10 protein-coding genes are annotated in these 11,783 nt (G+C 38.6%); all 10 read left to right on the forward strand.

Annotated elements, in window-relative coordinates; genetic code table 11:
• The first annotated feature begins 244 nt into the window (after positions 1–244).
• The 10 genes from yfmF (at position 245) to rny (ending at position 11,615) form a co-directional block, all read left to right on the forward strand.
• Positions 245–1,516: an EF-P 5-aminopentanol modification-associated protein YfmF gene (gene yfmF, locus B1B04_RS06545; protein ID WP_079560521.1), complete on the forward strand. Its 1,272-nt coding sequence runs from the start codon at positions 245–247 to the stop codon at positions 1,514–1,516.
• Positions 1,513–2,814: an EF-P 5-aminopentanol modification-associated protein YfmH gene (gene yfmH, locus B1B04_RS06550; RefSeq protein WP_079560522.1), complete on the forward strand. Its 1,302-nt coding sequence runs from the start codon at positions 1,513–1,515 to the stop codon at positions 2,812–2,814. The genes yfmF and yfmH overlap by 4 nt, the downstream gene beginning before the upstream one ends.
• The gene (gene ymfI, locus B1B04_RS06555; protein WP_079560523.1) at positions 2,811–3,539 is read left to right on the forward strand and encodes an elongation factor P 5-aminopentanone reductase; all 729 of its coding nucleotides are present in this window, start codon (positions 2,811–2,813) and stop codon (positions 3,537–3,539) included. Before yfmH ends, ymfI begins: the two co-directional genes overlap by 4 nt.
• A gap of 45 nt (positions 3,540–3,584) precedes the next feature.
• The gene (locus B1B04_RS06560) at positions 3,585–3,842 is read left to right on the forward strand and encodes a DUF3243 domain-containing protein (protein ID WP_079560524.1); all 258 of its coding nucleotides are present in this window, start codon (positions 3,585–3,587) and stop codon (positions 3,840–3,842) included.
• A gap of 225 nt (positions 3,843–4,067) precedes the next feature.
• Complete coding sequence (locus B1B04_RS06565; RefSeq protein WP_079560867.1) at positions 4,068–4,850, forward strand: DUF3388 domain-containing protein; 783 nt, start codon at positions 4,068–4,070, stop codon at positions 4,848–4,850.
• Positions 4,851–4,889: 39 nt separating this feature from the next.
• Complete coding sequence (locus B1B04_RS06570) at positions 4,890–5,789, forward strand: helix-turn-helix domain-containing protein (RefSeq protein ID WP_079560525.1); 900 nt, start codon at positions 4,890–4,892, stop codon at positions 5,787–5,789.
• A gap of 50 nt (positions 5,790–5,839) precedes the next feature.
• Positions 5,840–6,418 carry a CDP-diacylglycerol--glycerol-3-phosphate 3-phosphatidyltransferase gene (gene pgsA, locus B1B04_RS06575; protein ID WP_079560526.1) on the forward strand — a complete coding sequence of 193 codons (579 nt, stop codon included), beginning with the start codon at positions 5,840–5,842 and terminating at the stop codon, positions 6,416–6,418.
• Between the two features lie 17 nt (positions 6,419–6,435).
• The gene (locus B1B04_RS06580; protein WP_079560527.1) at positions 6,436–7,692 is read left to right on the forward strand and encodes a competence/damage-inducible protein A; all 1,257 of its coding nucleotides are present in this window, start codon (positions 6,436–6,438) and stop codon (positions 7,690–7,692) included.
• Between the two features lie 322 nt (positions 7,693–8,014).
• Positions 8,015–9,079 carry a recombinase RecA gene (gene recA / locus B1B04_RS06585; protein ID WP_079560528.1) on the forward strand — a complete coding sequence of 355 codons (1,065 nt, stop codon included), beginning with the start codon at positions 8,015–8,017 and terminating at the stop codon, positions 9,077–9,079.
• 976 nt (positions 9,080–10,055) lie between these two features.
• Positions 10,056–11,615 (forward strand): ribonuclease Y, encoded by a 1,560-nt coding sequence (rny, locus tag B1B04_RS06590; protein WP_079560529.1) that lies wholly within the window; start codon positions 10,056–10,058, stop codon positions 11,613–11,615.
• Positions 11,616–11,783 lie beyond the last annotated feature (168 nt).

Raw genomic sequence — 11,783 nt, forward strand, 5'->3', positions numbered from 1 at the left:
GTTTACACGAAAGACTGGGCGAAAATGCTCAGTCTTTTTCCTTGTACATAGCTCAAGTGTTTGGGAAAATAATGGTTGAAGGTTGATCTTTATTTGCTAGTATGAACAGGTTCATCAAGTAACCAAATGAAATTTCACACTTTCCGTATACATACTTTGGATTCTTTTTGCAATTATAGACAATAGACATGTATAGTATGTGTAGTACTTTGTTATATTAAGAAAGATAAGGAGGGTTCTATATATGTTTAAAACAATCCCTTTTGCAAAAGGTGTCAATTTGCATATCCGACAAACAACCCAATTTAAAACCGTAAATTTTTCAATTAAATGGAGAAGAGCATTAACGGCTACAAATGCGTCTGAACGCACAGTGTTAACAAATGTGTTGCAACACAGCAATGCTAAATATAAGACAACAGCTGCATTCCGAGGTTTCTTGGATGACTTGTATGGCACAGTGCTTTATTTTGATACATCTAAACGTGGTAATGAGCATACAGTACTGATGAATGTAGAAACCGTTAACGATCATTATTTGGCAAATACAAGTGTTTTAAACGAGGTGCTTGGTTTATTGCATACAGCAATCTTTGAACCAAATATAGAAAACGGTGTATTTAAAGAATCGATTGTAGAGCGTGAAAAGAAAACGGTCATTCAACGTATCGAGTCTATTTTTGACGATAAATCTCGATTTGCGCAGCAACGTATTCAACAGATTTTACGTCCGAATGAACCGGCCTCTATTTCTGCTAACGGAACTGTTGAGGACATTCAAAAAATTACCCCTGCGTCATTGTTTGAAGCATATCAATCGATGCTTGCTAACGATAAAATAGATATTTATGTCGCGGGTGATATTAATGAAGACGAAATCGTGACGCAGCTGAAAAAAGCTCTACCGTTTAATGATCGTACACCTGAAGAAGTTCCTGCTGTGCTTCCGCAACAGCATCCACAAAATGATTATGTACGTGAGCAACAGGATATGAAGCAAGGAAAGCTGCATATTGGCTTTAGTACACCAGTACGATTTGGTGATCCTGATTTCGCTAAAATGCAAATCTTTAACGGCGTATTTGGTGGCTACCCTCATGCTAAATTATTTATGAATGTTCGTGAAAAGGAAAGTTTAGCTTACTATGCGTCTAGCTCCTATGCATCACATTATGGCTTAGTCTTTGTTGTATCTGGGATTGAACAAAAGAATGAAGAAAAAGCACTATCACTAATAAAAGAACAAATTGCTGTTATGCAAGCAGGCGACATTACTGATTTGGAATTAGAGCAAACAAAGGCAATGCTGACGAATCAGCTAAAAGAGTCATTGGATTCTGCTCGAGGACAAATAGAAATTTTTGACCAATATAAAGATTTACCCGAGGAGTTCTCTGTTGAAGCTTGGGCAAATAAATGGAAAGCTGTAACGAGAGAAGATATCGTTGAAATGGCGAAGCAAATTCAGCTAGAGGCGGTCTATTTCTTATGTGGGAAGGAGCAAGCCGCACAATGAAGACAATTGAATTCAAACAATTAGATGAAACATTGTATTATGAAAAATTAGAGAATGGCTTAGATGTCTATATTTTACCGAAAAAAGGCTATTCCAAAACATATGTGACGTTCACAACTAAGTACGGTTCTGTTGATCGTACATTTGTGCCGCTTGGTGAGACGGAAAGCATTACAGTTCCAGATGGCATTGCTCACTTTTTAGAGCATAAAATGTTTGAAAAAGAAGATGGCGATGTATTCCAAAAGTTTAGTGAATACGGTGCTTCAGCAAATGCCTTTACATCATTTACACGTACGGCGTATTTATTTTCTTCGACGGACAATATTTATAAAAGCACAGAAACATTATTAAATTTTGTGCAAGAACCTTACTTTACGGAAGCAACAGTGAATAAGGAGAAGGGCATTATTGGACAGGAAATTACGATGTACGATGATCAGCCAGATTGGCGCTTGTATTTTGGTACGATCGAAAATATGTATCATAATCACCCAGTAAAAATTGATATCGCTGGTACAATCGAGACGATTGATGGCATTACTGCGGACCACTTATATACGTGCTACAATACGTTCTATCATCCATCCAATATGTTATTGTTTGTTATTGGTGCTGTAGACCCTAATGAAATGATGACGTTTATTCGTGACAATCAAGGTAAAAAAGAATTCACTGAACCAACACCAATACAACGCTACTTTGATAAAGAACCGACTGAGGTTGCTATCAAAGAGCGTGAGTTGCATATGGATGTACAAAAGCCAAAGGTTTATATCGGCTTAAAAGCAAAAGAAACAAATCTTTCTGGTCGTGATATGTTAAAACATGAGCTATCTGTTCAAATTGCACTTGAACTTATTTTCGGACGTACATCTGAATTTTATGAGCGCATCTATGAAAATGACTTAATTGATGAAACGTATGCATTTGATTTCACGTTAGAAAACGGCTTTGGTTTTGCTATGATTGGCTCGGATTCTGCAGACCCGGCTGCATTAGAGAAAGCTATTAAAGAAGAATTAGCAAAGTATGATGAAGATGCACAATTTGAAAGTGGCGATTTAGAACGAGTGAAACGTAAAAAAATTGGTTTCTTCCTACGTGCGCTGAACTCTATTGAATTTATCGCCAACCAATTTACACGTTATTCGTTTAATGAGATGAATTTGTTCGATGTTGTACCTGTGCTAGAAGAATTAACGATTGAAGATTTGAAAAAAGCATTTTCTTCAATTCAAGGTGAATCTCAACAAACTGTCTTTAAAATTTTACCTACAGAGAAGGGCGAACAGTGAAAAAGTTTGCCCTCGTGTTAGGTGCATCGGGTGAGATTGGTCGTGCTATTTGTCAGAGTCTGGCAGAAGACGGCTGGTCCATCTACATACACTTTTCAAACAATGAAAAAGCAGCGCAGGCTTTATACCACTCTCTTTCAGAAAATTTCCCTTCACAGGAATTTATGCTTGTGCAGGGAGATTTTTCGAAAGCGTCCGGGGCACAATTACTAGCATCGCAAATTTTTAATGTGCAAGCAATTGTCTTTGCAAATGGTCAGGCGCATTATTCTCTACTTGAAGATACTACTGTGGAGGATATGGATGCATTATGGCGTGTCCATGTGCAAAATCCAATGCGTCTGACGGCATTGCTGTCATCAAAGCTTCGTGCGCATGACGTTAGCTATGTGCTTTTTATCGGTTCGATTTGGGGAGAGGCTGGATCGGCTGGTGAAGCTCTTTACGCAGCCGTGAAGGGCGCCCAACATGCTTTTGTAAAGTCGTATGCGAAAGAAGCGGCACTGTCACGTATTCGTGTTAATGCCATTGCACCTGGCTTTATAAATACCTCGATGAACAGTCATTTAAGTGAAGAGGAGCTTGACTATATTTTAGAGGATATTCCGCTAGGCATAGCTGGTCAAACAACGGATGTTGCTAAGATGGTACGCTTCTACCTTTCTGGAAATGCAGATTATGTAACGGGACAAGTAATTCGATTAAACGGTGGTTGGTACATATAATGTTCTTTTTTGCACATACTACATGTGTAAAGGAGGAGGAACAGTATGACTATCTTAGAGAACTGGCATAAATGGACATCGTTTTTAGGTCAAAATGTTATGCGTGCAGAATCAAGCGGTGTACCATCGCAAATGATTCAACAAGCTGCTGTACAAATTGGAGAATATTTGGCGACAAATGTCGATCCTAAAAATGAACAAGAACGAGTGCTGTCGGATTTATGGGGCGTTGCCTCTGAAGAAGAAAAACACGCACTGGCGAATTGTGTCGTTAAACTTGTGCAAAATAAACCTGTACAGTAAAAAAGAGGAGAGCGATCTCCTCTTTTTTTTATATAAAAAAGCAATTTCTGCATAGAAAAGGGAACGTATGTAAGCCTATTTAGGATGTTCAAAAAAAAAATAGTAAGTTTTTAAAAATAACGCTATAATTCCATGTATTCTAACTTTCCATTACATAAAAAATCAGCTATGATGGAACTTATAAGGGATTTTTTACGTTAACTAATAGGAAGGGAACGAGTGTGTTTGAGCGATTGGTACTTTGAATATGAAATTCAGGTGAATCGCCCTGGATTATTAGGAGATATTGCTTCACTTTTAGGGATGCTTCGTGTCAATATTATTTCAATAAATGGTGTCGATGAGGATCGACGTGGTATGTTAGTGCATACAGACAACGATGAGACAATTGAGCGTTTTCGTACAATTGTTTCGACAATGGAACATATTAACGTGACCAAATTTCGACAACCTAAACTCCGTGATCGTTTAGCCATAAGGCACGGTCATTATATTCCTCGAGATGCAGATGAAAAAAATACCTTCCGCTTCGTCCGAGATGAACTTGGTATTTTAGTTGACTTTATGGCTGAGCTATTTAAAAAAGAAGGGCATAAGCTCATAGGAATACGTGGAATGCCTAGAGTTGGAAAAACTGAATCGATTGTAGCGGCTAGTGTATGTGCCAATAAAAAATGGATTTTTTTATCATCTACAATGATTAAGCAGACTGTTCGCAATAAACTCGCTGGTGATGAATTCAGTGACAATAATATTTTTATATTAGATGGCATTGTAACACGTCGTTCATCTGATGAGCGGCATTTACAACTAGTGCGTGAAATGATGAATATGCCTTCCATAAAGGTCGTCGAGCATCCAGACATGTTTGTTCAGCATTCAGATTATAGGATAGAGGATTTTGATTATATCATTGAATTACGTCATCACCCAGATGAAGAGATTACGTATGAGATAATGGAAAAAAATCATATGATGTCCGACTCCAATTCATTTGGAGGATTTTAGGATTTAATTTTTAAATTGATGTTAAAGTAGGTGTTTTGAGTGGCAGAATTAGGGACTCGACTGAAAGAGGCGAGACTGTCTAAAGGCTACAGTTTAGACGATTTACAAGAAATAACGAAAATACAAAAGCGTTATTTAATAGGTATTGAAGAGGGCAATTATTCGATCATGCCTGGTTCATTTTATGTACGAGCTTTTATTAAACAATATGCTGACGCCGTTGATTTGAACGCAGAGGAAATTTTAGAAACGTATAAAAGTGAGCTACCAGGTACTTCGAACAATCAAGTAAGTCAATCGATAACGAGTAGTCCAAGTAGAAGAAAAATTACAAAAGGCCCTTCTACTAAAATGATGGAGGCAATGCCGAAAATAATCGTTGGTTTATTTATCATTGTCATTATTGTAGTCATTTGGGTACTCATGCAGTCTAAAAATAATGCAGTACCGAATTCTGGAGAAGAGACACCTCCAGAAATGCAATATGATACAAAAGCAAAACCAATAGATACAGAAAAAGATAAAGAAAAAGAAAATAAAAAAGCTCAATCAAATGACAAACAAGAGTCAACAGATTCAGCAAAGGAAACATCTGACGAAACTGAAGAGGTTAAGCAATCGATTTCAGCGGGGACTGTTGAAGCGGATGGTGCTACAACTTCATATACGTTAACAGGTGCAGATACATTTAAAATACGTATCGAAGTATCAGGTCCTACATTTATCGGTATTCGAGACCAACAGCAACAAGAAATACTAACAGATACTCGTGTATATAATGCAGGAGAAGTAGTAGAATTTGATGCAACATCTCAAAATTATGCTCGTATCCGTTTAGGTAATTCAACGCAAGCCAAGGTATACATTAATGACGAGCCTTTAACATATGCACAGCAAGCTGTAACGCAAAACATCGTCATCAATTTCAATAAAGAATAGTAGTCATCTAATGATGACTACTTTCTTTCATCATGAAAGGTGTTAGAAAAATGAACATTCCAAATAAAATTACCATCTCTCGAATCTTACTTATTCCGTTCTTTGTCATTGTTATGATGTTTGATTTTGGCTGGGGAACAATGTCACTATTCGGAGCGGATATGCCTGTTCATCATTTTGTAGGTGCACTTATTTTTATTTTTGCTTCAGCGACTGATTGGGTGGATGGTTTTTACGCACGTAAGTATAATCTTGTGACAACATTTGGTAAGTTTTTAGACCCACTTGCTGACAAATTACTAGTTTCAGCAGCTTTTATTTTAATGGTAGAGCTTGATATGGCGCCTGCATGGATAATAATTATCATTATTAGCCGTGAGTTTGCAGTAACTGGTCTTCGTTTAATATTGGCAGGTGAAGGAGAAGTTGTTGCGGCAAACCAGCTTGGTAAAATTAAAACGTGGGCCCAAATTGTGGCCATCGGAGCAGCACTTTTACACAATACAATCTTTACACTTATTGGTATTCCATTTGATACAATTATGTTATATATTGCATTGTTCTTTACACTATGGTCTGGATGGGATTATTTCTATCTAAATCGACGTGTCTTACTTGATTCTAAATAAGAGAGGTCTTGAGGATCATGAATGCTGAAATTCTTGCAGTTGGCTCAGAGTTATTGCTTGGTCAGATTTCGAACACAAATGCAAAGTTTATTTCTAGTCAGTTGTCCGAATTAGGAATAAATGTGTATTATCACACTGTAGTTGGAGATAATGCACAACGTTTAGAAGAAGCTATTTCCATTGCAGAGACTCGTGCTGATTTAATCATTTTTTCTGGTGGGCTTGGGCCTACAAAGGATGATTTAACAAAGGAAACGATTGCTCGTCATCTTGGCGTTACTCTTGAATTTGACGATATCGCGCTGACATATATTGAGCAATTTTTTGCAAAGCGAGGACGTCCAATGACGGACAATAATCGTAAGCAAGCTTTAATACTAGCAGGTAGTGAGGTGCTCGCAAACCATCACGGTATGGCACCTGGCATGATACTAGCGAAAGATGAGCGTACTTATATTTTGCTTCCGGGGCCACCTAAAGAGCTTGAGCCGATGTTCCAGTTTGAAGCAAAGCCAAAGCTTAGTGCGATGTTAAATGCTGGAGGGGTTATACTATCGCATGTTATGCGTTTTTATGGCATTGGAGAGGCAGAGCTTGAAGTACGTGTCCAAGCTATTTTAGATTCGCAAACAAACCCAACTGTTGCGCCACTTGCTTCTGACGGCGAAGTTACACTGCGTGTAACTGCTAAGGCAGAAACGGAGCAAGAAGCACAGCAGCTTATTGCTGCAAAGGTAGCAGAGATTCAAGCGCTTGTAGGTGACTATCAATACGGTATAGATGATGATTCTCTAGCCTCTAAAACAGTAGAAATGTTACTAGATAATCAGTTAACAATTTCTGCGGCAGAAAGTTTAACAGCAGGATTATTTCAGTCTGAGCTTGCAGAAATACCAGGCGTTGGGGATGCCCTAGTTGGTGGCGTTGTCACGTATACAGAAGAGGCTAAAATAAAGCAACTCGGTATTTCTAAAGAATTATTAACTAAACATGGGATTGTAAGCAGTGAATGTGCAGCAGCTATGGCTAGCGCTGTACGTGAAAAATTTGATACTGATATTGGTATTGGATTAACAGGTGCAGCAGGTCCTACAGCCCATGATCATCAACCAGTGGGGACGGTTTGGATTGGTATCGCAATTGGCGATGAGAAACCGCTCACGTACTTACTTCATTTATCGGGCATGCGTAATACAAATCGACTGCGTGCTGCGAAATTTACTTGTCATTATTTAATGCAGCTTTTGGAAGAAAGAGGCTTTAAAAAACGTTAATCAATTTGCCCCGGCATAATATAGGTTCATCACCAAAAGTTGCGGATGACTTTTGTTTAAAACGATTATTATGTAAATAAGTTGATTGGAGCGTAGGCTGGACGCCCCCAGGAAAGCGCCCAGCCGGAACGAAAATCAACTACACGTTTTGGTGATGGTCCATAATATAGTTAAAATAGAAATTTGGGTAATGGAAAGTTACCCAAATTTTTATTTTGAATAAAAACGAATAAACGTTCGCTTTTTTCTTGCGTCTTCTCTTAAAAACAAGTATAGTAGAGATAGAGAAAAACAGTGAACAGTTTTCGAAGGAGGAAAATGAATGAGTGATCGTAAAGCAGCCTTAGAACAGGCGTTAAAACAAATTGAAAAGAACTTTGGTAAAGGTTCTATCATGAAACTTGGCGAAAAGACGGATTTAGAAATTGCTACATCTTCAAGTGGTTCGCTAGCACTTGATGCTGCATTAGGTGTAGGTGGTTATCCACGTGGACGTATTATTGAAGTATACGGCCCTGAATCATCAGGTAAAACAACGGTTGCGCTTCATGCCATTGCAGAGGTTCAGGCAAATGGTGGACAAGCAGCGTTTATCGATGCTGAGCATGCATTAGATCCAATATATGCACAAAAATTGGGTGTCAATATTGATGAGCTTCTATTATCTCAACCAGATACAGGCGAACAAGCGCTTGAAATCGCAGAGGCATTAGTACGTAGTGGCGCAATCGATATTATCGTTATAGACTCAGTAGCAGCATTAGTTCCGAAAGCGGAAATCGAAGGAGATATGGGTGACTCGCATGTTGGTTTACAAGCGCGTTTAATGTCTCAGGCTTTACGTAAACTTTCAGGTGCTATCAATAAATCAAAAACAATTGCTATCTTCATTAACCAAATACGTGAAAAAATCGGTGTTATGTTCGGAAACCCAGAGACAACGCCTGGTGGTCGTGCACTTAAATTCTACAGCTCTGTTCGCTTAGAAGTACGTCGTGCAGAAGCCATTAAACAAGGTAATGACATTATGGGTAACCGTACTAAAATTAAAATTGTGAAAAACAAAGTAGCGCCACCATTCCGTACAGCTGAAGTTGATATTATGTACGGTGAAGGAATTTCAAAAGAGGGAGAAACAGTTGATTTAGGTGTAGAACTAGATATCGTACAAAAAAGCGGTTCTTGGTATGCTTACGGTGATGAGCGCCTAGGACAAGGCCGTGAAAATGCTAAACAATATTTAAAAGAAAATCCAGCAGTGCTTGACGATATCGCAAATAAAATCCGTGCTTCTTACGGTATTGCATCATCATCTTATACAATTGCTGCGCATGATAATGAAGAAGAAATGGATGATGAATTAAAGCTTCTTCTTGAAGATGAATAATATAAGTGCATTGTTCCCACTCTTTATAGTGAGAGCAATGCATTTTTTTATTGTTAAGGAAACTACAGATTTTTGCCTGTGGATAAACTAAAGTATAGTCGGTGTCTAAGGTAAAGCACTACATCCTCGAGGTCGCTGCGATTTCTCGGGCAAAAGTGGTGGAGCGTTTACTTTTGCTTCGACCTCTCCAGCGCTTGTTGGAAGTAAACGAGCGCTTTAGCGCATTTGTTCTTTACACATACTGGGGAATGTGGTTGTATAATATTTGTTAGGATATCCATATATTTAGTGATGAAGGCAATCGCCAGAGCAATGAGTCGGCAATAGGAAGAGGTAATCAAAGAAGTGATAGATTGAACGTCATAAAGGGAAGTCGGGATCATATTTTCCTCACCGTAAATTGATATAGCATCGGGAATAAATAGCTTCCACCAAAAGAAAATGATACTTCCTAAGTACTGCTTCTACGTATGAAAATGAAAAGTTAAATTTAACGTTAGTGTAAAAGTAATAGGTAATTAATTCTCCTAATGGATATGGCTGACTTTTTTTCTTTTGAGAGGCGAACAGATGCCCGACTATCCTTGACAGAGCTTGAGGCTAGTTATACAATTAAATATGTATAATTACTGAATTATGACTTTAAATAGGCAGTACATTACATTTTGACTTCATTTTGGAAAGGCTTTTAAAGATCTCGTAAATGAAGTTGAAGCCTCTGGCAAATGGCAAGATTTTGAACAGACAATGATGCATAAGAATGTTCGCCTTAAAGCTTCGCATCCTGCGAAAACGGCTAACTAATTTGCATAGGTAAAACACTACGTCCAGTGACTTTACCGAATGACCGACATCGTTTCGGTCCTCGTGCATACTTTAACACAATTCAAAATCCGGGACATAGTTATGCCAAGGTGAAATGAATGTATGCGCCGACTGAAACTGTATTACCCAAATAGCAAGAGGAGGTGTTCATATGGATGCAATTACTATCATCTCCGCTTTGCTTGGACTCATCGTTGGTGCCGCTGTTAGCTATATCTACATGAAAAAAGTGAATGACTCAAAAATCACTGGTGCTAAACATGTCGCTGAAACAATCGTTGAAGAAGGAAAACGAGAAGCGGAGGCATTGAAGAAAGAAGCACTACTTGAAGCCAAAGATGAAACTCACAAATTTCGTACTGAAGCAGAAAATGACATTCGTGAACGTCGTTCTGAGCTTCAGAAACAAGAGAACCGTTTATTGCAAAGAGAAGAGAATCTTGATCGCAAAGATGATGCTCTAAATAAGAGAGAAGCAGGTTTAGAGCGTAAAGAACAAGCTCTAAGCGAAAGACAACAGCATATTGAACAGATGGAAAGCAAAGTGGACGAGCTCGTTGCCTCGCAAAAAACAGAGCTAGAAAGAGTTTCTGCTTTAACTAGAGATGAAGCAAAAGCTATTATCTTAGGAGAAGTAGAAAAAGAGCTAGCAACTGATATTGCTGTGATGACGAAGGAAGCTGAGACACGTGCGAAGGAAGAGTCAGATAAAAAAGCGCGTGAAATTTTATCACTGGCACTACAGCGTTTTGCAGCAGATCACGTAGCAGAAACAACAGTATCTGTCGTGAACTTGCCAAATGATGAAATGAAAGGTCGTATTATTGGTCGTGAAGGTCGTAATATTCGAACTTTGGAAACGTTAACAGGTATAGATTTAATTATTGATGATACTCCAGAGGCAGTTATTTTATCAGGCTTCGATCCAATTCGTCGTGAAACGGCTCGACTTGCACTTGAAAAACTTGTACAGGATGGCCGCATTCACCCTGCTCGAATTGAGGAAATGGTGGAAAAAGCTCGTCGTGAAGTGGATGAACAAATCCGCGAAACAGGTGAGCAAACAACATTTGAAATTGGCATTCATAACTTACATCCAGATTTAATGAAGATTTTAGGCCGCATGAAATACCGTACAAGCTATGGACAAAACGTCCTAAAACATTCAATTGAAGTCGCATATTTAGCTGGCTTGCTTGCTGCTGAACTTGGTGAAGATGTAGCATTAGCTCGCCGTGCAGGTTTATTACATGATATTGGTAAGGCAATTGACCATGAAGTTGAAGGTAGCCACGTCGAAATCGGTGTGGAATTAGCTACAAAATACAAAGAACATCCGATCGTTATAAACAGTATTGCTTCTCACCATGGCGACACAGAAGCAACATCTGTTATTGCAGTATTAGTAGCTGCAGCTGATGCGTTATCAGCAGCTCGTCCAGGTGCTCGAAGTGAGACGCTTGAAAACTATATCCGTAGACTAGAAAAGTTAGAGGAAATTTCCGAAAGCTATGATGGTGTAGAAAAATCCTTTGCAATTCAAGCTGGTCGTGAAATCCGTATTATCGTACAACCTGAAAAAATTGATGACTTGGCTTCACATCGCTTAGCGAGAGATATCCGTAAGCGAATTGAAGAAGAACTTGATTACCCAGGCCATATTAAAGTAACGGTTATTCGTGAAACACGTGCCGTAGAATACGCAAAATAATTGTCATACAGAAACGTCTTTTACTCAAAATAGAGTAAAAGACGTTTTTTTTATAGTTAAGGAAACGATAGATTTTTTGCCTGTACATAACCTAAAGCGACTTCGAGGATCTAGGCTAAAGCGCTACATCCTCGAGCTCGCTTCGTTTCCTCGTGCAAAAGTAGTGGA

This window comes from Lysinibacillus sp. KCTC 33748 (assembly GCF_002237755.1).
In the GTDB taxonomy this organism is placed as follows: domain Bacteria; phylum Bacillota; class Bacilli; order Bacillales_A; family Planococcaceae; genus Lysinibacillus.

Coding starts and splice junctions, on each gene's coding strand:
- recA (WP_079560528.1), top strand. CDS start 8,015: ATGAGTGATCGTAAAGCAGCCTTAGAACAGGCGTTAAAACAAATTGAA.
- B1B04_RS06580 (WP_079560527.1), top strand. CDS start 6,436: ATGAATGCTGAAATTCTTGCAGTTGGCTCAGAGTTATTGCTTGGTCAG.
- yfmH (WP_079560522.1), top strand. CDS start 1,513: ATGAAGACAATTGAATTCAAACAATTAGATGAAACATTGTATTATGAA.
- rny (WP_079560529.1), top strand. CDS start 10,056: ATGGATGCAATTACTATCATCTCCGCTTTGCTTGGACTCATCGTTGGT.
- pgsA (WP_079560526.1), top strand. CDS start 5,840: ATGAACATTCCAAATAAAATTACCATCTCTCGAATCTTACTTATTCCG.
- B1B04_RS06560 (WP_079560524.1), top strand. CDS start 3,585: ATGACTATCTTAGAGAACTGGCATAAATGGACATCGTTTTTAGGTCAA.
- yfmF (WP_079560521.1), top strand. CDS start 245: ATGTTTAAAACAATCCCTTTTGCAAAAGGTGTCAATTTGCATATCCGA.